This window comes from Verticiella sediminum, from assembly GCF_007558815.1.
GTDB classification, from domain to species: domain Bacteria; phylum Pseudomonadota; class Gammaproteobacteria; order Burkholderiales; family Burkholderiaceae_B; genus Verticiella; species Verticiella sediminum.
Window position 1 is genome coordinate 60,281 of the sequence record NZ_VLTJ01000016.1, and the last position, 22,517, is coordinate 82,797.

18 protein-coding genes are annotated in these 22,517 nt (G+C 69.1%); 6 read left to right on the forward strand and 12 right to left on the reverse strand.

Annotated features, from left to right (window positions below; genetic code table 11):
• Positions 1 to 30: 30 nt before the first annotated feature.
• The gene (locus FOZ76_RS09320) at positions 31 to 819 is read right to left on the reverse strand and encodes an IclR family transcriptional regulator (protein ID WP_143947877.1); all 789 of its coding nucleotides are present in this window, start codon (positions 817 to 819) and stop codon (positions 31 to 33) included.
• A gap of 168 nt (positions 820 to 987) precedes the next feature.
• Here FOZ76_RS09320 and FOZ76_RS09325 point away from each other — a divergent pair, with 168 nt between their 5' ends.
• The 3 genes from FOZ76_RS09325 to FOZ76_RS09335 are packed head-to-tail and all read left to right on the forward strand — an operon-like array spanning position 988 to position 4,741.
• Positions 988 to 1,752: an enoyl-CoA hydratase/isomerase family protein gene (locus tag FOZ76_RS09325; RefSeq protein WP_143947878.1), complete on the forward strand. Its 765-nt coding sequence runs from the start codon at positions 988 to 990 to the stop codon at positions 1,750 to 1,752.
• 14 nt (positions 1,753 to 1,766) lie between these two features.
• Positions 1,767 to 3,299 (forward strand): class I adenylate-forming enzyme family protein, encoded by a 1,533-nt coding sequence (locus FOZ76_RS09330; protein ID WP_143947879.1) that lies wholly within the window; start codon positions 1,767 to 1,769, stop codon positions 3,297 to 3,299.
• 5 nt (positions 3,300 to 3,304) lie between these two features.
• Complete coding sequence (locus FOZ76_RS09335; RefSeq protein ID WP_143947880.1) at positions 3,305 to 4,741, forward strand: NAD-dependent succinate-semialdehyde dehydrogenase; 1,437 nt, start codon at positions 3,305 to 3,307, stop codon at positions 4,739 to 4,741.
• A gap of 28 nt (positions 4,742 to 4,769) precedes the next feature.
• On the opposite strand, the gene FOZ76_RS09340 is transcribed toward FOZ76_RS09335, so the two are convergent.
• The 4 genes from FOZ76_RS09340 to FOZ76_RS09355 form a co-directional block, all read right to left on the reverse strand.
• Positions 4,770 to 5,939, reverse strand: coding sequence for a vWA domain-containing protein (locus FOZ76_RS09340; RefSeq protein ID WP_143947881.1), 1,170 nt, complete (start codon positions 5,937 to 5,939; stop codon positions 4,770 to 4,772).
• Positions 5,940 to 5,943: 4 nt separating this feature from the next.
• Positions 5,944 to 6,810, reverse strand: a complete 867-nt coding sequence (locus tag FOZ76_RS09345; protein ID WP_143947882.1) for an AAA family ATPase — start codon at positions 6,808 to 6,810, stop codon at positions 5,944 to 5,946.
• 165 nt (positions 6,811 to 6,975) lie between these two features.
• Positions 6,976 to 7,611, reverse strand: a complete 636-nt coding sequence (locus FOZ76_RS09350; protein WP_425473256.1) for a GNAT family N-acetyltransferase — start codon at positions 7,609 to 7,611, stop codon at positions 6,976 to 6,978.
• A gap of 66 nt (positions 7,612 to 7,677) precedes the next feature.
• Positions 7,678 to 8,151, reverse strand: coding sequence for an Lrp/AsnC family transcriptional regulator (locus tag FOZ76_RS09355; protein ID WP_143947883.1), 474 nt, complete (start codon positions 8,149 to 8,151; stop codon positions 7,678 to 7,680).
• A gap of 141 nt (positions 8,152 to 8,292) precedes the next feature.
• Here FOZ76_RS09355 and ilvB point away from each other — a divergent pair, with 141 nt between their 5' ends.
• The 3 genes from ilvB (at position 8,293) to FOZ76_RS09370 (ending at position 12,196) form a co-directional block, all read left to right on the forward strand.
• Positions 8,293 to 10,071, forward strand: coding sequence for a biosynthetic-type acetolactate synthase large subunit (gene ilvB / locus FOZ76_RS09360; RefSeq protein WP_143947909.1), 1,779 nt, complete (start codon positions 8,293 to 8,295; stop codon positions 10,069 to 10,071).
• Between the two features lie 180 nt (positions 10,072 to 10,251).
• Entirely contained in the window at positions 10,252 to 11,226 is a 975-nt protein-coding gene (locus tag FOZ76_RS09365; protein WP_143947884.1) for a Bug family tripartite tricarboxylate transporter substrate binding protein, read from the forward strand.
• Between the two features lie 7 nt (positions 11,227 to 11,233).
• The gene (locus tag FOZ76_RS09370) at positions 11,234 to 12,196 is read left to right on the forward strand and encodes a LysR family transcriptional regulator (RefSeq protein WP_170235366.1); all 963 of its coding nucleotides are present in this window, start codon (positions 11,234 to 11,236) and stop codon (positions 12,194 to 12,196) included.
• A gap of 103 nt (positions 12,197 to 12,299) precedes the next feature.
• On the opposite strand, the gene FOZ76_RS09375 is transcribed toward FOZ76_RS09370, so the two are convergent.
• The 7 genes from FOZ76_RS09375 to FOZ76_RS09405 form a co-directional block, all read right to left on the reverse strand.
• Complete coding sequence (locus tag FOZ76_RS09375) at positions 12,300 to 13,958, reverse strand: FAD-dependent oxidoreductase (RefSeq protein WP_143947886.1); 1,659 nt, start codon at positions 13,956 to 13,958, stop codon at positions 12,300 to 12,302.
• A 108-nt stretch (positions 13,959 to 14,066) separates the two neighbouring features.
• Complete coding sequence (locus FOZ76_RS09380) at positions 14,067 to 14,360, reverse strand: ArsR/SmtB family transcription factor (RefSeq protein WP_143947887.1); 294 nt, start codon at positions 14,358 to 14,360, stop codon at positions 14,067 to 14,069.
• A 119-nt stretch (positions 14,361 to 14,479) separates the two neighbouring features.
• Positions 14,480 to 16,780, reverse strand: coding sequence for a molybdopterin-dependent oxidoreductase (locus tag FOZ76_RS09385; protein WP_143947888.1), 2,301 nt, complete (start codon positions 16,778 to 16,780; stop codon positions 14,480 to 14,482).
• A gap of 192 nt (positions 16,781 to 16,972) precedes the next feature.
• Positions 16,973 to 17,791: an IclR family transcriptional regulator gene (locus tag FOZ76_RS09390; RefSeq protein ID WP_143947889.1), complete on the reverse strand. Its 819-nt coding sequence runs from the start codon at positions 17,789 to 17,791 to the stop codon at positions 16,973 to 16,975.
• A gap of 38 nt (positions 17,792 to 17,829) precedes the next feature.
• Positions 17,830 to 19,410, reverse strand: coding sequence for a class I adenylate-forming enzyme family protein (locus tag FOZ76_RS09395; RefSeq protein ID WP_143947890.1), 1,581 nt, complete (start codon positions 19,408 to 19,410; stop codon positions 17,830 to 17,832).
• A gap of 13 nt (positions 19,411 to 19,423) precedes the next feature.
• On the reverse strand, positions 19,424 to 21,226 hold the full coding sequence (locus tag FOZ76_RS09400; RefSeq protein WP_211366164.1) for an acyl-CoA dehydrogenase family protein: 1,803 nt from the start codon (positions 21,224 to 21,226) through the stop codon (positions 19,424 to 19,426).
• 317 nt (positions 21,227 to 21,543) lie between these two features.
• A complete protein-coding gene (locus FOZ76_RS09405) occupies positions 21,544 to 22,500 on the reverse strand; it encodes a threo-3-hydroxy-L-aspartate ammonia-lyase (protein WP_143947892.1) in 957 nt (318 codons plus the stop codon).
• Positions 22,501 to 22,517: the final 17 nt, after the last annotated feature.

Here is a 22,517-nt window from a genome sequence, read left to right on the forward strand (position 1 = left end):
CCGGGCCGTTGCGGGAGCGCCGCTCGCGGATCAGGTGATGGCACGCACTGCGGAGATCACCAGCGGCGCGAACTGCGCTTCGGCCTGCTCCGGCGTGTAGCGAGTTCGCGCCACGCTGACGTTGATTGCGCCCACCGGCCGGCGGTCTGGCCCCAGCAGCGGCGCGGCGATCGACAAGTCCCCCAGGTAATACTCCTCCCAGGCCACGGCATAGCCTTTCTCCTGGGCCTGGTCCAGCTTCTCCTCCAGCGCGGGCAGGCTGCGTACCGTATACGGCGTATGGGCGACGCGATCGGAGCGGCGCAGTACGTTCATCGCCTCGTCACGCGGCAGCCTGGACAGGATCGCGATGCCGGGTGCCGTGCAATAGGCCGGCAATTCCGTGCCTACCACCACGTCGGCGTTCAGCACGTGCGGGCTCGCGAAGCGCGCCGCGAAGATGATGGATGTATCGCTGGGCACGGTCAGGTTGACCGTCTCGCGGATGCTGTTGCTCAACTCCTGCAGATATGGGGTTGCACGGCCGATCAATTCGTTCGTCTGGATGTAGTGGCTGCCCAGCGTCAGCGTGCGCGCCGTCAATTCGAAGCGCTTGGTCTGCGGGTCCTTCGCCAGGTAGCCCAGCTTGGTCAGCGTGTGCGCGAACCGCTGTGCCGCGCTCTTGCCCATGCCGTCGAGCGCGGCGATCTGCGCCAGGCTGAGCGAGCGCTGGTTGCCGCCGAACGCATCGAGCACGGCAAAGGCCTTGATGACGGAATGCACGGTGAGCGGGTCGACCCGGGGTGTGCCGGTGGCGGCTTCTTGTTCGTCGTCTTTCACGGTGGTGGCCTGGAAAAAGCGGAGCGCGGCCCCGGCGAGTTAACGAATCGCCGCGTGCGCTGCGAAGAGCCATGTTAGACGATCGGGAAAATTGCTGCACAATTCAGTCTACCGATATACAATATAATAAATTGCAATGCAATACTTCGTGTTTATTTGGAGGTGCACATGCCCGAGTACGTCATTACCGATGTCCGCCAAGGGGTCGGCATCATCACGCTGAACCGGCCCCATATCCTCAACGCCTGGCATCGCCCCATGCGCGACGAACTGCGCACCGCGCTGCAGACGTTCGTGGACGCGTCGGATGTCGAGGCCATCATCCTGACGGGCGCCGGCGAGCGTGCCTTCTGCGCGGGGCAGGATCTGAGCGAGACCAAGGGCTTCGACGCCGACGGCATCGAAGGCTGGATGCGCGAATGGGAGGTGCTGTACGACCAGATCCGCGCCATTCCCAAGCCGCTGGTGGTGGCGCTCAACGGCCTGGCCGCCGGCTCGGCGTTCCAGGTGGCATTGCTCGCCGACTACCGCATCGGCCATGACGGCTGCCAGATGGGCCAGCCGGAAATCAACGCCGGGGTAGCCAGCAACACCGGCCCGTGGATCATCCGTGAGATGTTGGGCCTGGCCCGTACGTACGAGCTTGCGCTGACTGGTCGCATGATGTCCGCTGCCGAATCCCACGCATTGGGCCTGATCAATCGCCTGGTGCCGCGCGAACGCGTGCTGGACGAATCCATCGCCCTGGCGCTCGAACTGGCGGCCAAGCCCAAACTCACGTTCAAGCTGACCAAGCAACGCCTGCGCGAGATGACCGAGGCCGGGTTCCGGGATTCGATCGAGGCCGGCGTGCGTCATCAGCGCACCGCCTACGACGACGGCGAGCCCGCCAAGATGATGGAACAATTCCTCGCCAAGCGTGCCAACCGCTGACACCATCCACAGCCATGACCGAAGACAGTTTCGTGTCGCTGCTGGCCTCCCGGGCCGCGCGCGGTCCCCAGGATGTGTTTGCCACCTTCAATGGCACGCCGATCACGTTCGCCCGCCTGCGTCAGGCTTCCGATGCGATCGCCGCCTGGCTGGCCCGGCGTGGCCTGAGCCGGGGCGAACGTGTGGCGGTGATGATGCGCAACAGCCCGGACAGCATCGCCGTCCTGTATGCCCTGGCCAAGACCGGCCTGGTCTGGGTGCCGGTCAATGTGCAGCAGCAGGGCGAGGGGCTGCGCTATCTGCTGTCGCAGGCCGAGCCCGCGCTGGTGCTCGCGGACGTCGATTTCCTTCCTACCATCGCAGCCTGCGGGCTGCAGCAGGCGCCGCCTATCGTCGCCAGCCGCGACCCGGCGGCGGCGGAAGATATTGCGCGCGTGGCCGCGCGCGCCGATTCCTTCGAGGCTCCCGTGCCGAAGGCCGACGACCTCTTCGCCATCAGCTATACCTCGGGCACCACCGGCCGGCCCAAGGGCGTCATGGTCACGCACCGGATGCTGGCCTTCGCGGCGCGCGGCGCATTGCTCACCTCGCAGGCGCGTGGCGGCGACGTGTTCTTCGTGTGGGAACCGCTCTATCACATCGGTGGCGCCCAACTCATCGTCATCCCGTTGCTGTGCGACGTGCGGCTGGCCATGGTGGACCGCCTGAGCGTGAGCCGCTTCTGGCAGCAAGTCGGGCAGTGTGGCGCTACCCAGATCCACTACCTGGGCGGCCTGCTGCAGATGCTTCTGAAGCAGCCAGCGGCCGCGCACGACCGCGCCCATCAGGTCCGCGTGGCCTGGGGTGCCGGCTTGCCGGCGGAGTATTGGCAGCCCTTCCAGGATCGTTTCGGCATCCCTGTGGTCGAGTGCTACGGCATGACCGAAGCGTCCAGCTTCACCACGTGTAACCTGGCCGGCGTGCCGGGCTCCGTCGGCCAGGCCGTGCCCTGGCTCTCGTTCGATGTGCGCGATCCCGCGGGCCGGCCGCTGGCCGCCGGCGAGCGCGGGGAGATCGTGGTGCACGCGCGCCAGCCGGGTGCGGTGTTCGCGGGCTACTACCGCGCTCCCGAACCCACCGCCCACGCGCTGCGCGACGGTCGCCTCCACACGGGCGACCTCGGTTGGCGCGACGATGCGGGGAACCTGTTTTTCGCCGGCCGCATGACTGACAGCTTGCGAGTGCGTGGCGAGAACGTGTCCGCCTTCGACGTGGAACATGCCGCCAGCAGTCATCCCGCGGTCGACGCGGCCGCCGCCATCGGCGTGAGGGCCGACGTGGGCGAGCAGGAGATCAAGCTCTTCATCCGCCTGAAGCCCGGCGCGGCGGCCGAGCTGGCCGATATTTCGGCATGGCTCTCCACCCGCCTGGCCAAGTATCAGAACCCGCGCTATCTCGCCCTGATCGACGAGTTGCCGTACACGCCTAGCCAGCGCGTCATGAAACACCTGCTGCCGGCCGACGTCACCGGTTGCTACGACCGCCTGCACGCAGCGAAAACCTCCTGAGCGACATGTACCCTGCGACGACCCTCCTGTTTATCGACGGCGCGTGGACTCTCGCCGCCGCCGGCGCGACCCTGCCCGTCTTGAACCCGGCCACCGGCACCGAGCTTGCCCGCGTGGCACACGCCGGCACCGCCGACATCGAACGCGCGTTGGCCGCCGCCGTCCGCGGCTTCGGCATCTGGCGCAAGACGCCCGCCCGCGAGCGCTCCCGGTTGCTGAATATTGCGGCCGACCGCCTTCTTGCGCGCTGCGACGAGATCGCACGCCTAATCACGCTGGAGCAGGGCAAGCCCGTTGCCGAGGCGCAGTCCGAAGTCCGCAACTCGTGCGAGGTGCTGCGTTGGTTCGCTGAAGAAGGCACCCGCGTGTATGGCCGATTGATCGCGCCGCGCGTGCCCGACACGATGCAGCGCGTGGAGAAGCAACCGCTGGGTCCCGTGGCGGCCTTCACCCCCTGGAACTACCCGGTCGCGCAGGCCGTGCGCAAGGTGGCCGCGGCGCTGGCCGCCGGCTGCTCCGTGGTTCTCAAGGGTGCGGAGGAAGCGCCGGCATCCTGCGCGGCGCTGGTCGATGCGCTGGCCGAGGCTGGTATCCCGCCCGGCGTGCTCAACCTATTGTACGGCGAGCCCGCGCAGATTTCGTCCTACCTGGTCGCCCGGCCAGAGGTGCGGAAAGTGACCTTCACCGGCTCGAGCGCTGTCGGCAAGCAGCTGGCCGGTCTCGCGGGTGCACATATGAAGCGGGTGACCATGGAGCTGGGCGGCCACGCACCTGCAATCGTTTGCGCCGATGCCGACGTCGAGCACGCGGCTACTCTGCTGGCTGCGCACAAGTTCCACAACGCGGGGCAAAGCTGCATCGCTCCTACGCGTATCCTGGTTCAGCGTCCGGTGGCCACCGCGTTCACCGAGGCCTTCGTACAGGCAGCCGCCGCCATCGTCACCGGCGACGGCAGCGATCCGGCCACTGTCATGGGGCCGCTGGCGAACCCACGCCGTGTGCAGGCCATGCACGCGATCAGCAACGACGCCGCGGCCAAGGGAGCCCGGCTGCTGCTGGGCGGCGAGGCGCCGGCGCGCGACGGCTTTTTCTTCGCGCCCACCGTCTTCGCCGAGGTGCCGTTGAATGCCGACCTGATGAACGAAGAGCCCTTCGGCCCGATCGCCGCCGTCAACGGCTTCGACGACCTCGAGCAAGCCATCGCCGAAGCCAACCGGCTACCCTACGGCCTGGCGGCCTACGCCTTCACGCGTTCGCAATTGACGGCCGCCAGGCTGGCGGACGACATCGAGACCGGCATGCTGTCCGTGAACGAGTACGGCCTGGCGTATGCCGAAGTGCCGTTCAACGGCGTCAAGGACTCGGGCTACGGCTCGGAAGGTGGCAGCGAAGCGATCGAAACCTTTCTCACCACCAAGTTCGTCTCGCAACGTCACCTGTAGCTGCGGATGCCAGGGCAGCGCTTGCTGCTTACTTCGAGAGCTGCCGCATGGCCTGCTCCAAGCCGGCCACCGTGACCGGATACATGCGCTCCTGCATGATCTCGCGGATCATCGCGATCGATTGCCGGTATTGCCACAACCCCTCGGGCTCCGGGTTGAGCCAGGCGAAATGCGGATAGGTGCTGACCAGCCGCTGCAGCCACACTGCGCCGGGCTCGGCGTTGTGGTATTCCACCGAGCCGCCGGCCTGCATGATCTCGTACGGGCTCATGGTGGCGTCGCCCACGAAGATCAGGCGCCAGTCCGGGTTGTACTTGCGCAGCACTTCCGCGGTGGTGAACTTCTCGGTCTGGCGGCGTCGATTGCTCTTCCACAGGTAGTCGTAGACGCAGTTGTGGAAGTAATAGACCTCGAGGTTCTTGAACTCGCTGCGCGAGGCGGAAAAAAGCTCTTCCACGCGCTGGATGTGGTCGTCCATGCTGCCGCCCGCGTCGAGCAGCATCAGCACCTTCACGGCGTTGTGGCGCTCGGGCACCATGACGATGTCCAGGTGGCCGGCATTGCGCGCCGTGTGCGCGATGGTGTCGTCCAGGTCCAGCTCCATCTCGGCGCCTTCGCGGGCGAAGCGGCGCAGGCGGCGCAGGGCCACCTTGATGTTGCGCGTGCCGAGTTCCAGCGTGTCGTCGTAGTCCTTGAACTGGCGCTCGTCCCAGACCTTCACCGCGCTGCGGTTGCCGCCCGCGCCGCCCACGCGGATGCCTTCGGGGTGGTAGCCGCTGTTGCCGAAGGGCGAGGTGCCGCCCGTACCGATCCATTTGTTGCCGCCGGCGTGGCGCTCGGTCTGCTCTTCGAGGCGCTTCTTGAACTCCTCCATGAGCTTGTCCCAGCCGAGCTTTTCGATGGCGGCCTTCTGCTCGGGCGTGAGGCTGGCCTCGAAGTTTTTGAGCAGCCAGTCGAGCGGGATCTCCTTGCCCGGGGGCAGGACCGTCTCGACGTTCTTGTAGTAGCTCGCGAAGGCGCGGTCGAAGCGGTCGAAGTGAGCCTCGTTCTTGACGAGCGTGAGCCGCGCCAGGTGGTAGAACTGCTCCACCGACGGCGCGATCACCTGCTTCTTCATGGCTTCGAGCAGGGTGAGGTACTCGCGCACGGACACCGGCACCTCGTGCGCCCGTACGTGATTGAAGAAGTCGATCAGCATGGCGTCAGCCGCGGCGCCCGCGCGACATGAAGAGCAGCCGTTCGAAGAGGTGTACGTCCTGCTCGTTCTTGAGCAGCGCCCCGTGCAGCGGCGGAATGGCGGCGTTGTCGTCCTTGCCGCGCAGCACCTCGGCCGGGATGTCCTCGGCCATCAGCAGCTTGAGCCAGTCGAGCAGTTCGGAGGTGGACGGCTTTTTCTTCAGGCCGGGCACCTCGCGCATCTTGAGGAAGGCGTCGAGCGCCGCGCCGACCAGTTCCTTCTTGATGTCGGGGAAGTGCACGTCGACGATGTTCTGCAGCGTGTCGCGCTCGGGGAACTTGATGTAGTGAAAGAAGCAGCGGCGCAGGAAGGCGTCGGGAAGATCCTTCTCGTTGTTCGAGGTGATGATGACCAGCGGACGATGCCGGGCGCGGATGGTCTCGCGCGTCTCGTAGACGTGGAACTCCATGCGGTCGAGTTCGCGCAGCAGGTCGTTCGGGAACTCGATGTCGGCCTTGTCGATCTCGTCGATCAGGAGCACCACCGGTTCGTCGGAGGTGAACGCCTGCCAGAGCACGCCGCGCACGATGTAGTTGGCGATGTCGCGCACCTTCTCGTCGCCGAGCTGGGAGTCGCGCAGGCGCGAGACCGCGTCGTACTCGTACAGGCCCTGGTGCGCCTTGGTGGTGGACTTGATGTGCCATTGCAGCAGCGGGCGTCCGAGCGCAGCCGCGACTTCCTCGGCCAGCATGGTCTTGCCGGTGCCGGGTTCGCCTTTGACGAGCAGTGGGCGCTCGAGCGTGAGCGCGGCGTTGACGGCCAGGTTCAGGTCGTCGGTGGCGACGTAGCGCTCGGTACCGGAGAAGCGCGGTGCGGTGGAGGCGGAGGTCATGTCTCGGTTCGTTGTCGCAATGTTCTAAGGGGATCGTCAGAGAATACCGCAGTTGCCCGCTCGCCGATATGGCCGGCGTACCGAAAATTCGATGCGCATTCCGCGTTGCGGAATTATCGGCCGGTGGCAAGACGTACCAGGATTGCGAATGCGGGGCGCGTGCGGTCAGCGCGCCGCCTGCGCCAGCCGCCAGCGCAGATGGGCGCGGCTCTGCGGCCATTCGCCCGCGGCGAGGCTGTACATCACCGTGTCGCGCAGCGTACCGTCGCGGCGCAGCGCGTTGCCGCGAATGATGCCGTCGCGCCTGGCGCCCAGGCGCTCGATGGCGCGCTGCGAAGCAAAGTTGAAATTGTCGGTGCGCCAGCCCACCACCAGGCAGCCCAGGGTGTTGAACGCGTGGGTCAGAAGCAGCAGCTTGCAGGCGGTATTGACGTGGGTGCGCTGTGCGCTGAGCGCATACCACGTGTAGCCGATCTCCACGCGGCGGGTGGCAAGCAGGATGTCGTGGTAGCGCGTGGTGCCGACCACGTCGCCGCCGCGGCCGAGGTCGCGCACGACGAACGGCAGCATGTGCTGCTCGGCGGCGCCGCGCAGGGCGGCCTCGACGTAGGCCGCGGCCTGCCCGGGTGCCGGCGCCGACGTGAAGCGCAGCCGCCAGAGCTCGCCGTCGGCCGCGCAGTGCTCGAGTTCGGGCGCATGATCGAGCCGCAAGGGCTCCAGCCGCACGCCATGGCCTTCGAGCACGACGGGTTGGAGCGGGGCGAGGGGGGCGATGGCATCGCGATCGAGGGCGACGGGCACGGAGGGCTCCAGGGCGGGAGAGGTGGTGAAGCCTCGTAGTCTATGCCGAGGGCGAGAAGGCCGGCGCTACAGCGGGCTGTCGGTGCGCTTGAGCGTGCGCAGCACGAAGCTCGACTTGCTGTGCCGGATGCCGGGGATCTTGTAGAGCTTTTCGCGCAGCAGGCGCTCGTAGTCGCGCGTATCCTGGACGGCGATGCGGATGTAGTAATCGTAGTCGCCGGAGATCAGGTAGGCCTCCACCACCTCGGGAATCGTCTCCAGCGTGCGGCCGAACTCGTACAGCGTTTCGTCGCTGTGGCTCTCCAGGTTGACCTGCACGATCACCGAATCGGCGTAGCCGAGCTTGGCCAGGTTCAGCTTGACGGTGTAGCGCTCGATGACGCCGCCGCCCTCCAGGCGCTTGATACGGTTCCAGCACGCGGTGGGCGACAGGCCGATCTCGCGGCCGATGTCCTGCAGGCTGCGGCGCGAATCGCGCTGCAGCAGGCGCAGGATGGCCGTGTCGTGACGGTCTATGGAGATTTTTTCGTCATCTGGCATTTTGTTGGATTGATATTCATCAGAAAGCAGGATTGTACGGAAAATGCGAAGCCTATTCAGACAGGCCCCGCGTAAGATGCAGGCATGACTACCTTTGCCGCTCCCCCCGTGCTCGCGCCTGCTCCCGCGCCCACTTCGCCCATGCCGGCGGCCCGCCCGCCGGCGACCGGCGCTCAAGCCCTGCTGGAGGCCTTGATCGCGCACGGGGTGGACACGGTCTTCGGCTACCCCGGGGGCGCCGTGCTTCCGTTGTACGACGCGCTGCACGCCGAGCCTCGCCTGCGGCACGTGCTCGTGCGCCATGAGCAGGCGGCGGTGCATGCGGCGCAGGGTTATGCCCGGGTCACGGGCAGGCCGGGCGTGGTGTTCGTGACCTCGGGGCCGGGCGTGGCGAACACGGTGTCCGGCCTGCTCGACGCCATGAGCGATTCGACGCCGCTCCTGTGCGTGAGCGGCCAGGTGACGAGCGCGGCCATCGGCACGCAGGCCTTCCAGGAGTGCGATGCGCTGGGCATATCGCGCCCGGTCACCAAATGGAATGCGCAGGTGCGCAGCGCCGACGAGGTCGCCGCGCTGGTCGATCGGGCCTGGCGGGTGGCGGTGGGCGGCCGGCCGGGGCCTGTGCTGATCGACTTTCCCAAGGATTTCCAGTCGGCGCAGCCGGCGGGCGCCGCGGTGAGCGGTGGGCGCGGGCCGGTCTCGGCCGACATCGATGCCGGTGCTCCCCGCGGCATGCTCGATGGTTCGCCGGCCGCGCTCGCGCCCGCCGTCGCGCAGGCGGCGCGCCTGATCGCGCAGGCGCGCCGGCCGGTGTTCTATGGTGGTGGCGGGCTGCACAGCGCGGGCGCAGCCGCCTGTGCCGCGTACACCCAGATCGTGCATGCGGCCGCGGCGCCTTGCACGCTCAGCCTCATGGGCCTGGGCGCGTTTGCCCCGGACGACGCGGCATGGCTGGGCATGCTCGGCATGCACGGTACGCTCGAGGCCAATCTGGCCATGCACCATGCCGACCTGGTGGTTTGTGTGGGCGCCCGCTTCGACGACCGCGTGACGGGCCGGCTGGAGGATTTCTGCCCGCAGGCGCGCATCGTCCACCTGGACATCGCGCCCGAGATCATCGGCAAGGTGGTGCCCGCGGACGTCGGCATCGTCGGCGATTGCGGCCGTACCCTGCCGATGCTGCGCGACGCGCTGCTGGCGCTGCGTCCGGATGCCTCGCGCACGCAGGCCTGGTGGGCGCAGATCGCGACCTGGCGCGGCGCGTGCAGCCTTGACTACGCTACCAGCGCGCACGCGATCGTTCCGCAGCAGCTCATGCAGACGCTCGAGCGCGCGCTGCGCGGACGCGACGCGATCGTCAGCACCGACGTCGGCCAGCACCAGATGTGGGCCGCGCAGTACTTGTCGATACCAGGAGCGCGGCGCTGGCTCACGTCCGGAGGCGCCGGCACCATGGGCTTTGGCCTGCCGGCGGCGATCGGCGCGCAGATCGCGCGGCCCGAGGCCGAGGTGGTGTGCGTCACGGGCGACGCCTCGGTGCTGATGAACATCCAGGAGCTCGCCACCGCGGTCCAGCACTGCTGCCCGGTCAAGCTCATCGTGTCCAACAACGCCTGCATGGGCATGGTGCGCCAATGGCAGCAATTGCATCATGGCGAGCGCTACAGCCACAGCTACAACGAAGCCATGCCGGACTTCGTGGCGCTGGCCCGCGCTTTCGGCTGGCACGCGAGCCGGGTCGCGCAGCCGGATGAGCTGGCGGCAGCGCTCGACGCTTGCCTGGATGCGCCGGGCCCCTGCCTGCTCGACGTTGCGGTGGCCCCGACGGAGAACTGTTTTCCGATGATCCCGGCCGGCCGCGGGCATCACGAAATGATGCTGGGTGAAGGGCGCTGGTGGCGGGAAGGCGAGCCGGCGTAGCCGAGGTACTGCGAGCAGGTGCTCGGCGGCGGCCGGCCGCGGCGGTGTGAGCGCGGCGATGCGCGCCGTATCCAGGCGCCTCGTCGGCCCCGGGCCGGGCTCAGGGTTTTCCATCTCTTGTTCATGTCCGTATTGGGGAGTCCAATCTCAATAACATGTTAACTAACGAGGAGGAGACCCATGCGACCGACATCCTGGCTGGGCGCCGTGTGTCTGGCGTGGGCGGCGTTGGCGAGCGCCGGCGCGCAGGCCGCCTATCCCGAGAAGCCCGTGAACATCGTCGTCGGCTTCGCGCCGGGCGGGACCAACGATATCCTGGCGCGGCTGATCGCCACCGAACTCGAAAAGCGCCTGGGTCAGCCTTTCGTCGTGGAGAACAAGCCCGGCGCCAATTCCATGATCTCGGCGAACTACGTCAAGCGCGCCGAGCCCGACGGCCATACCCTGCTGGTGATTGCCAGCGGGGGGCTGACCGTGAACCCCGCGGTCTATGCGCCGGGCCGCGTGACTTACGATCCGGTGCGGGACTTCACGCCGATCGCACAGCTTGCGCTCTATCCGATGGTGGTGACGACCGGTCCCAATCTCGCCGACGTGAGGACCCTGCCGGCGCTGCTCGAGCGCGCCAGGTCGGACGCCAAGCCGCTCACGCACGGCGTGGCGACTTCGGCCTTCCAACTGGCGGCAGCGCTGATGGCGGCGGATGCCGGCATCGAATTCACGCACATTCCCTACAAAGGATCGGGCCCGGTCGTGACCGACCTGATGGGCGGGCAGCTCGACGTTGCCTTTCTGGATGCGGCGGCGGTGACTTCCCAGCTCGGTAGCGGGCGCCTGCATGCGCTGGCCGTCACGACGCCGCAGCGCTCGCCGGCGCTGCCCGATACGCCCACCGTGGCCGAGTCGGGCCTGCCCGGCTACGACGCCGCGTTGTGGGCGGGGCTGGTGGCCCCGGCCGGCACGCCGGCCGCGGTGATCGAGCGCATCAACGCTGCGCTGGCCGACGCGCTGGCATCGCCGGCGTTGCGCGAGCGCTTCGAGCAACTCGGCATGTCGCCCGGCACCGCCGACAGCCAGACCCTGGCCGCTGCGATCCAGCGCGACCTCGCCCGCTGGACCCGGGTCGCCAGCGATGCCGGCATCCGCATCGAATGAAACCGGCATGAAGCCGACGCTGCGCCAGCTCGAGGCTTTCTGCCATGTCTATCGCCTGGGCAGCCTGACGCAGGCGGCCCAGGCGATGCATCTGACGCAGTCGGCGATGAGTGTGCTCGTGCAGCAGCTCGAAGAGGCGCTGGGTATGCGCCTGTTCGATCGCACGTCGCGCGCCTTGCGCCCGACCGAGGCGGCGCACGAGACCTACCGCGGCGCGCTGCGCGTGCTGGGCGATGTCGACGTGCTGCTGTCCGAGGCTCGCGATCTGGCGCTCGGCCGCCGCGGCGTGGTGCACGTGGGGGTGGCGACCGCCGTGGCGGCTACCGTGTTGCCCGACGTGATGGTGCGTTTCGCGGCCCGGCATCCCGGGGTGCGCATCGAGATTCACGACCACGGGCCGGGCGAGCTGCTCGAGCCCGTGCTGGCGCAGCGCGTGGCCTTCTGCGTGGGCACGCCGGCCGGGCACAACGACATGCTGGTCTTCGAGCCGCTGCTGCGCGACCGCCTGTCCGCCATCTGTGGGCCCGGGCATCCGCTGGCGCTGGCGCCCACGGTGCGCTGCGCCGACCTGGCGGGCCATCCGGTGGTCACGGTGCGGCGCGGCAATGGCATACGCGAGCTGGTCGACGGGGCCATGCGCAGCGCGGGCGTCGCGCTCGCCCCTGCCTGGGAGGTGTCCTACCTCGCCACGGCGCTGGCGATCTGCGCGCGCGGCCTGGCCGTGGCCGTGCTGCCCGCAAGCCTGCTGCATGCCCATGCACCCGGCGGGCTGGTCAGCCGGCCGCTCGCGGATGCCGACGTGGCGCGCGAACTCTACCTCATCACCCGCAAGGACAGCGATCTGTCGGCCGCGGCCCGGACCCTGGCCGGCACCTTTCGCGACGTGCTGAATGAGATCGCGGCGCCGACAGCGGAAGCCGGCCGGACGCGGGACGTGCATGCAGCGGCGCTCGGGCGGCCTCCCGCGTAGCATGCGCTGGCGCAATCGACGCCATGGGTGCAACCGGGGCGAGGGCCTTAGCAGGCCCTGGCGCTGTGCCCGTGCCGTCGCGCTCGCCGGCGCGACCCTGCGCTCAAGCTGCGGCCCATGCCCCGCGCAGGCGATCGACCAGGCCCTGGACGTCCGCGGGCAGCGCGTCGCCGCGCCAGGCGACGTGCTGGTCCGGTCGCGAGATCAGCAGGCGGTGGCGGTAGACGGCTGCGCGCGGGTCCTGGCGGTCGGCGTCGAGCACCTGCAGCGGCATGCCGACGGCGCGTGCGGCCGCGAGCAGGGGCGCGAGATCGATGCCGCTGTCAAAGCGCAGCACGGTGTAGCCGGTCCCCATCGCATCGTATAGCGGGCGGCCGTCGGCGAGCACGAAGTAGGGCGTGCGGCATCCGGGCACGGTGGACGGCTCGAAGCTGCCCATCGTGTATGCCGGCGCCGCCTCGCCGTCGTACGCGATGAGCGCAGACTCGGCATAGAAGTAGCCGAAGTTCAGCCCGGCGCAGGCATATTGCTGGACGTTGAGCGCATACGCGCGCGCGCCCAGCTCGGCGCGCGCGGCAGCGCCCGCCGCATCGTCGTCGTCGATATTGGGCGGTACGCTGCCGCGCTGCTGCGCCATGGCGTGCGCATGGTTCATGGCGAAGTGCGACACCTGTTCGGTGATGGGCAGCCGCTCGGCTTCGTAGCCGTCGAGCACGCCGGGGCCGCCCCAGCCCTGCAGGCGAGCGGCCAGCAGCCACCCCAGGTTCTCGGCGTCGGCGATGCCCGCGTTCATGCCATAGCCGGCATAGGGCACCCAGAGGTGGGCCGCATCCCCGCAGATGAACGCGCGCCGATCGCGCAGGTGCGTGGCGACCAGGCGCCGGCCGTACCAGTCCTCGTGGCTGATCGTCTCGTACGCGAACTCGGGCCCCACGCCGAGAATGGCGCGGATGCAGGCGTCGCGATCGACCGAGTCGAAGTCCGGCTCGTCGTCCCGCAGGTAATTGTGGATCAGCCAGCGCTCCTTCCCGTCGATGGCATACATGTTGCCGCAGCGCACCGGGTTCAGCGAGAAGGTGGCCCAGGCCGGCGCGTGGGCGAAGCGTTCGCGCAGCCCGGGCGCGCGAATGTAGGTGGATTGCACCCGCTGCACGACCGCATCGCCCTGCAGGCGCGCGCCGATGGCGTGGCGCACGCCCGAGCGTGCGCCGTCGCAGCCGACCAGATAGCGGCACGCCACTGTCAGCCGGGGCTCGCCGTCCAGGCCCTCGATGCTCGCCTCGACGCCGTTGGCGTCCTGGCGAAAGCCGGCAAGCCGGTGTTCGTTGAGAAGGGTGACGCCGGCGCACGCTTCGGCGGCCCGAAAGAGAATGGGCTCGAGGAAGATCTGGTTGATGCGATGCGGGGGTTCGGCGGTGGGCCAGTTGCCGTCGGGGCCCTCGGTGTCGGTGTAGCGCTCGCGCCGGCACGGGATATGGATGCGCGTGAGTTCCTTGCCGGTGGCGCTGACGCGATACGCGATGTCGTGAGGATAGTCCGGCGGCAACCCCGCCTGGCGCACGGCCGCGGCCACGCCGAGCCGACGGAAGATCTCCATCGACCGGGCCGACACGTGATTGCACTTGACGCTGGGCGGTTCCAGCCGGGCGCGCGGTTCGACGACGAGCACCTTGACCCCGCGCGACGCGAGGGTCATGGCCAGGGTGAGGCCGACCGGGCCCGCACCCGCGACTAGGACCTCGGCCTCCAGATGTTGCTGCATGTTGTCTCCATGACGGATCTTGTCGGTGACCCGATTCCATCATGGCGCAGACTGCGGGAAAATCGAATTATCGGAATGCATGCATCGCAATCGGCGATGCATCGAATGTCAGCGCAAAGAACCCTGACAGCAATCGTCGACCAGGAACTCGATGAGCTTCTTCAACACGGCGGTTTCTGCGCTGTAGATGACATAGCGGCCGTCCTGGCGCGAATGCACCATGCCTGCGTGGGTGAGTTCCTTCAGGTGGAACGACAGCGAAGGCGGAGGAATACCGGTAGCCTCGCTGATCTTGCCCGCGGCCATGCCGGCAGGGCCCGCCTGCATGAGCAGGCGAAAGATGGCGAGACGGGAATCCTGTGCGAGTGCCGCTAGTGTCGCGACGGCGTGAGAGGCTTCCATATTTAAATAATAGTGAAATGGAGCGCGGGGCGTCAAACCGCCCCGCCTGCCGGCTCATGCCGTGTGCGGTGTCGTTCACATGCGCGGGGCCGCCGAACCCCTGCGGCGCGCGCTGCCGATCAGCGTGATGTGTTGCGCGCCACGATGTCGGGCATGTCGAAGGCGGTGACGGGCGGGGCTTGCCCCGTCCAGCGTTCGACGTCGACCAGGCAGGTCTGCGCGATGCAGCCCTGGGACAGGCTGGACGCGCCCCGGTCCAGCGTCAGCGCGTTCGGGTTGCCGTGCTTTTCCAGGCCGTCGGGCCCCGGGTCGTACCAGGCGCCGGTGGAGAGCTTGACCACGCCGCGCGCGATGCGCTCGCTGAGCACGGCGGCGGCCAGGGTGCTGCCGCGCGCATTGTGCACGCGGACCAGGTCGTGCTCGCCGATGCCGCGCGCGGCGGCGTCGGCCGGGTGCATCAGGATCGGCTCGCGTCCGTGGATGCGGTTCTCCCGGCTCAGGCGGGCGTGGTCGTATTGGCTGTGCAGCTTGGTGTGCGGCTGGTCCGACAGCATGTGCAGCGGATAGCGCTCGGCCTTGGCCGAGCCCAGCCACTCCTCGGGGGCGAGCCAGACGGGATGGCCGGGGCAGTCCGCGTAGCCGAAGCCGGCCACCCGCTCGCTGTGGATCTCGATGCGGCCCGACGGGGTGCGCAGGGGATGGGCGGCGGGGTCCCGGCGAAAGTCCTCGAGCATGACGACAGGGCGGGCGCGTTCGCCGATGTCGAAGATGCCGGCGGCGAAGAAGCTGTCGAACTCGGGCAGCTCGACGCCGACGCGAGCCGCGCGCGGCCGGCAGTCGTCGTACAGATGGCGCAGCCAGTCGCGCACGCTGCGCCCCTCGGTGAAGGCGGCGCCGGCGCCCAGCCGCTCGGCCAGGCCGGTGAAGATCGCATAGTCGTCGCGCGCCTCGGCATGGGGCGGCTGCACCGGATGCATGGCGATCATGTAGCGCTCGCGCGTCGCGAAGCCGATGTCCTCGCGCTCCAGCGTGGTGGTGGCCGGGAAGACGATGTCCGCCATGCGTGCGGTAGGCGTCCAGAAGGGCTCGTTGACGATCACGTGAGGCACGCGCCGCCAGGCCGCCGCCAGCCGCTGCAGATCCTGGTGGTGGTGGAACGGGTTGCCGCCGGCCCAGTAGATGAGCTCGATCGCCGGGTAACGGTGGGTCGAGCCGTTGTACGTGAAGGCGCCGCCCGGGTTCTCCAGCATGTCGGCCAGGCGCGCCACCGGGATGAAGGCGCGCACGGCATTCTGCCCCTGCGGCAGCGTCGGCCCCGAGAACCGCGGGTGGTCCATGCCCATCAGGTTGCTCGCGCCGTAGCCGACGCCGAAGCCGCCGCCCGGCAGGCCGATCTGGCCGAGCATGGCGGCGAGCGTGACCAGCATCCAGAACGGTTGCTCGCCATGGTCCGAACGCTGCAGCGACCACGAGATGTTGAGCATGGTGCGGGCGGCGGCGGCATCGCGCGCGAGCTGGCGGATGGTCGCCGCAGGCACGCCGCAGATGCCGGCGGCCCAGTCGGCATGCTTGGGCTGGCCGTCGTCCGCGCCGAGCAGGTAGCGCTCGAAGTGCGCGTAGCCCGCGCAATAGCGTTCGAGGAAGCTGCGATCGTGCAGGTTCTCGGTCGCCAGCGTGTGCGCCATGCCGAGCATCAGCGCGGTGTCCGTGTTCGGGCGCACGGGCAGCCAGGTGAACTCGCGCCCGGTGTCCAGGTCGGAGGCGACCGGGCTGATGTTCACGAAGCGCGTGCCCGCTTCGGCCATGGCGGCCAGCCCTGCGCGCACGCGATGTTCGGCCGCGCCGCCCGGGTTGACCTGGGCGTTCTTGCGCGGCACGCCGCCGAAGGTGATGAACAGCCGCGTGTGCGCGCGCAGGACGTCCCAGCTCGTGTGCTGGGCCATGAGCTCGTCCATGCCGGCGACGATGTGCGGCATGACGACGCGGGCCGCGCCCAGGCTGTAGGAATCGACGTGGCGCACGTAGCCGCCGATGCTGTTCAGAAAGCGGTGGACCTGGCTCTGCGCATGATGAAAGCGCCCGGCGCTGGACCAGCCATACGAACCGCCGAAGACGGCCTCGTTGCCGCCGCGCCGGATGACCTCGCGCAGGGCGCTCGCCGCCAGGTCCAGGCCGGTGTCCCAGTCCACCTCGACGAAGGGTTCGTTGCCGCGGCGCTCGGGATGCGCCCCGAGCCCGGCCTCGAGCACGCTGCGCCGCACGCTCGGCCGCGCGACGCGCAGTTCGTGGCTCGCCTCGAGCATGCCCAGGCCGATCGGCGAAGGGTCGGGGTCGGCGAAGAAGGGCGCCAGGCGGGGCCCCTCGGACGCCTGCAGAACTTCGTAGATGCCCCAGTGCGTGGACGTATAGCGCTTCGTCATTGCGTTTGCCATGTTTGAACAACGTTCTTTTAATGGGAACAGCGGTTGAAGCCTGCGCCATCATAGGTCCGGCTTGCCGGCAACGCAAACGCCGCCTTACGCTGGCGTGGCCGGCATGGCGAGGGGAGATCGTCCGACAGAGTATGCCGCGGGTTGCGCGCCCGCCCCGCGTCGTCGCGCGGGGGCGAAGGGTCAGGGCATGCGCATCGCACTCGCCTGGATGCTGCGCGCGACCTCGATGAGGCGGGGGCGCACGGTATCGACGAGAAAGGCCGGGGTGAGCATGAAGGCCGGCCCGCCGCAGTTGATGACCATGGGCTGGCGTTCCGGCCCGCGGCTGATCGTGGTGGCGATGGAATTCACTTCGGATTGCCATTCGCCGAAGGAGGTGCAGCAGCCGATTTCACGGAACTGCTGGATCGCGGCCTCGATGCCGGCGCGCCGCTGCGGCCAGGCGGCGGGGTCGTCCTCGCGCAGCGCGTCGAGCAGGTAGGCGCGTTCGGCTTCGCCGCAACTGGCGATGTAGGCGCGCCCGATGGCCGTGGTGGCGATGGGCACGCGCCAGCCGGCGTCCACGTTGAGCGAGAACGTGGCGGCGCCGCGCTGCGTGTCGATGTACACGACGGCCAGCCGCTCGCGCACGCCGAGCGACACCGAGGCGCGCGCGAAGTCGGCCAGTTCCTGCATCAGCGGCACCGCCACCCGGCGGATGTCGAAGTTGGTGAGCGCCGAGGCGCCCAGCACGACGGCCGCCGTGCCGAGCCGGTACTTGGCCATGCCTTCGACCGGATCGAGATAGCCGAGCTTGGTCAGGGTGTAGGTCAGGCGCGACACCGTGGACTTGGGCAGCCGGCTGCGTTCGGCGATCTCCTGGTTGCCGAGCAGCATGCCGGCATCGCGAAAGCAGGTGAGCACTTCCAGCCCGCGCGCCAGCGCCGAGACGAAGTGCCGGTCTTCCTTGATGCGGCTCTTGTCGTCGTGCTCGTCGGGGGTGGGGCTGGGATCGGTCATGGCGAGAAACGAACGCCCCGGCGAGCGGGGCGCGAAGGTCAGGGGTGCGTGCCGTCGAGCAGGCGCTGCTTGAGATCCTTCTTGAGCACCTTGCCGGTCGAGGCGGCCGGCAACTGCTCCAGGTAGATCACGTGCGTGGGGATTTTATACGGCGACAGACGGCCGCGTAGCCAGACCAGCAGGCGCTGGGCGTCGCGCGGCGCGCCGGCGATGGGCTCGATGAAGGCGACGATGTCCTCGTTGTCGCCGGCCGGGCGGCCGAGCACCGCCGACTGCAGCACGTCGGGATGCGCGTTCAACGCCGACTCCACCTCGGTGGGGTAGACGTTGAAGCCCGAGCGGATGATCATGTCCTTGGCGCGGCCGACGATGTTGATGTTGCCCGCGTCGTCCTGCACGCCGAGATCGCCGGTGCGCAGCCAGCCATCGGGCGTGAGCGCGGCCGCGGTCTGTTCCGGATCGCGGTAATAGCCCTTCATCACGTTGGGGCCGCGCACCCAGATCTCGCCGACCTCGCCGGGGTCGGCGTCGCTGCCGTCCTCGGCCACGCGCCGCACGGCCACGCCGGCGATCGGCGGGCCGGACGAGACGTCGGGGCGGGGCGCGTCCAGCCGGGTCTGCGCGATGGTGGGCGCGGCTTCCGTCATGCCGTAGCCCAGGTGCAGCGTGACGCCGGTGCTGGTTTCGAAGTCGTCCTTGAGCGCCTGCGACAGCGGGCCGCCGCCGCCCTGGGCCACGCGCAGGCCCAGCCCGCGCAACGAGGTGCCCGTCTCGCGCGACCAGGCGAGCAGCCTGGCATACATCGCCGCCACGCCGTGCATGATGGTGATGCCGTCGTCGCGCCAGGCGCGCACCACCTCGGCCGGATCGAAGCGCGATTCGATGCGCAGGGCGCCGCCGCTGTAGAGCATGCCGATGAGCACGGAAGCCAGGCCGTAGACGTGCGACATCGGCAGAATGCCGTAGGCCGTGTCCGCGGGCGTGATGGCGCGATTGCGCCGCGCCGCGTCGCCGATGAAGACCAGGTTGCGGTGGGTCAGCATGACGCCCTTGGGCAGGCCCGTGGTGCCGGAGGTGTAGATGAGGGCCGCCACCTGCGCTTCGGGGGCGGCCGCCACGGCCTCGGCCACGGCCTGCGGGTCGGCCGGGGTGACGCTGAACGGGCCGATGCAGGCCCAGTCCGCGCGCCGGGCATGGACACGTTCGGCATGGCTGCGCGCCGCGGGCGAATCGGCATCGAGGAACACGGCCAGGCGTGCCCCGCTGTGCGCGTGGATGGCGTCGAGTTCCGCCGGCGCGAGCCGGGCATTGACCACGCAGGCCCAGGCGTCGAGCCGGCTCGCGGCAAAGAACAGCACAGCGAGGGCCGCGCAGTTCTCGGCGGCGATCAGCAGGCGGTCGCCGCCGCGCAGGCCCAGCCCGGCCAGGCGGTCGGCGGCGTCGCGCACGGCGGCGTCGAACTGCGCATAGGTGTAGCGCCGCTGCGGATCTTCGATGGCGAGGGCGTCGGGCTGGCTGCGCACCCACGGGTCGATAACCGCGTGCAGGCGGGCGGGCAGGGCGCCCAGGCGCTCGGCGAGCGAGGGCCCGGCGTCCAGGGAAGCGGGCAGGGTGTGCATGCGGGCTCCCGGCTCAGAACCACGCCGGCTGCATGCGCAGCGCGTGCTCGTCCATGCGGCGCAGCAGCTCGTGCTGTGCGGCATTGCGCGGCAGTTCGCAGGCGTAGTACCAGGCGCAGGCAGCGAGCTTGCCAGCCACGAAGTCCGCGCTGCGGCGCTGCCGTTCGCGCGCGCGCAGCGCGGCCACGGCCTGCTCGAGCCAGATCCAGGCGACGATCGCGCGTCCGAACGCTTCGAGATAGATGCTGGCGTTGGCCAGGCCCGCGCGGCGGTCCGTGGCGAGGTGCTCGAGAAGCACGGCGGTCGTCTGCTGCACCTGCTGCCATTCCTCGGCAAGTGCGTCGGCGTGCTGCGCCAGGGCGGCGTCGCCGCTGGCCCGCGCATTCGCCACGGCGGTTGCGATGCGCGTATCGAGCAGGCGCATCGCGCGGCCGTCGTCCATGCCGGCCTTGCGGCCCAGCAGGTCCATGCCCTGGATGCCGTGCGTGCCCTCGTGCAGCGGGTTGAGCCGGTTGTCGCGATACAGGCGCTCGACCGGATATTCGCGCGTGTAGCCATAGCCGCCATGCACCTGGATCGCCAGGCTGTTGGCTTCCAGGCAGAACTGCGACGGCCAGGACTTGATGACCGGCGTGAGCAGGCCGAGCAGCGCGTCGGCATCGCTGCGTGCGGCGGCGTCGGCCGCGGTGCGCGCATCGTCGGCCAGCCGCGCGCCGGTCAGGCACAGCGCGAGCCCGCCCTCGACGTAGGCCTTCTGGGTGAGCAGCATGCGGCGCACGTCGGCGTGCTCGATGATGGACACTTGCGGGCTCGCCGGATCGCGCGCGTCGGGATGCCGGCCCTGGGGGCGCGTGCGCGCGTACTCCAGCGCATGGCGATAGCCGGTATAGCCGATCACCGCGGCGCCCAGGCCGACGCCGATGCGCGCCTCGTTCATCATGTGGAACATGCAGTTCAGGCCGCGGTTGGGCTCGCCGATCAGCTCGCCCAGGCACTCGTCGTTCTCGCCGAAGCTGAGGATGGTCGAGGTGGTGCCGCGATAGCCCATCTTGTGGATCAGCCCGGCGAGTGCGACGTCGTTGCGCGCGCCCACGCGGCCTTCGCCGTCCACGCGGTACTTGGGCACGATGAAGAGCGACAGGCCGCGCGCGCCGGCAGGGGCGTCCGGCAGGCGCGCCAGCACGAGATGCACGATATTCTCGGAGAGTTCGTGATCGCCGCCCGAAATGAAGATCTTGGTGCCGCGGATGCGGTAGGTGCCGTCGCCCACCGGGGTGGCGGTGGTGCGCGCATCGGGCACCGAGGAGCCGGCGTGCGGTTCGGTGAGCGCCATGGTGCCCAGCCAGCGGCCGGCCAGCAGTGCGGGTAGGAAGCGCTGCTTCTGAGCCGGGCTGCCATGGGCGCGGATCAGGTTGGCGTTGGCCGCGGTCAGGAACAGGTAGGCCGAGGTGGGCGTATTGGCCGAGCGAAAGAGCGTCATGCAGGCCTGCGCGACGCTCACGGGTAGCTGCATGCCGCCGCTCTCGTCATCGTGGCCCGCGGCGAGAAAGCCTGCGTCGGCGAACGCGCGGATGGCCTCGCCCACCTGGGGCAGCATCGTCACCTTGCCGTTCTCGAAGCGCGGCTCGTGCTCGTCGGCATCGTGGGCGTGCGGCGCGAACTTGCTCGCTGCGATGCGCTCGGCGGTGTCGAGCACAGCCTTGAACGTGTCCTGGCTGTGTTCCGCGTAGCGCTCGCGCTCGCACAGCTTGTCGGCCTCGAGCAGGTCGAACAGCAGGAATTCCAGATCTTGCCTGTCCATGAGCTGGGCGCTCATCATGTCTCCTCAGGATATTCTGCAATGCAGAATAGTGGCTTGCATGGCAGTATTATAAAACTGCGTGCAATGAGAGCTATGGATTTGGCTTCGCCAGTCGATTTTGAAATTCGACCTGCAATTTTTTAAATGCCACGGAAGCGTTCGCCCAGAAGAAGGGTGATTCTGGAGACGGCGGGCGTACCGTCGGAGCGCTGAGCCGGCGGGCTGGGTGCCGGCCGGCGCGGGCCCTGCACTCGCGTATGAGACAAGTGCATGAGGCGAGCGCGGTGGGCAGGCGCAGCAGCCGGCCCAGGCCGGTCCCCGCCTTGCGGTATTCAGCCCAGCAGGGCGGCGTAGCGCGCGAGATCGACGTTGCCGCCGCTGATCACCACGCCGACGCGCGCGCCGCGCACGTCGAGCTGACCGTTGAGCAGCGCGGCAAGCGAGAGCGCGCCGGTGGGCTCGACCACCAGCTTCATGCGTTCGGCGTAGAAGCGCATGGCCTGGACCAGGTCGTCGTCCGAGGCGGTGAGCACGCCTGCGACGTGCTCACGGATGATGGCGAAGGTGAGGTCGCCCACGCGCGTGGTGAGCGCGCCGTCCGCCAGCGCGGTGGGCGGCTCGATGGCGACGATGTGGCCGGCCTCCAGCGAGCGCCGCACGTCGTCGCCGGCCGTGGGTTCCACGCCGTACAGCCGGCAGTCGGGCGCCAGCCCCTGCGCGGCCAATGCGCAGCCCGAGAGCAGGCCGCCGCCGCCCAGCGGCGCGACGAGGATGTCCAGGCCGGGGCAGTCCTGCAGCAGCTCGAGCGCGGCCGTGCCCTGGCCCGCGATCACGCCGGCGTCGTCGAAGGGCGGCACCAGGCTCAGGCCGCGTGTTTCGGCAAGCGCGGTGGCGATCGCCTGGCGGTCTTCGGTCAGGCGGTTGTAGACGACGACTTCGGCGCCGTAGCCGCGGGTGGCGGCCACCTTGGCGGCCGGCGCGTCGTGCGGCATGACGATGGTGGCGCGGGTGCCGAGCAGGCGCGCGGACAGCGCCACCGCCTGGGCATGGTTGCCCGACGAGAAAGCGACCACGCCGCGCCGGCGCTCGGCCTCGGGCAGGCGCATGATCGCGTTGTAGGCGCCGCGGAACTTGAAGGCGCCCATGCGCTGCAGGTTCTCGCACTTGAAGAACACGTCGGCACCCAGGCGCTCGTTCAGGGTGCGCGCCTGCAGGACAGGGGTGCGGTGGGCCACGCCGTCGAGCCGGCCGGCGGCAGCGCGAACGTCGTCATGAGTGGGCAGGTGCACGTCGGGTGCTCCATGAT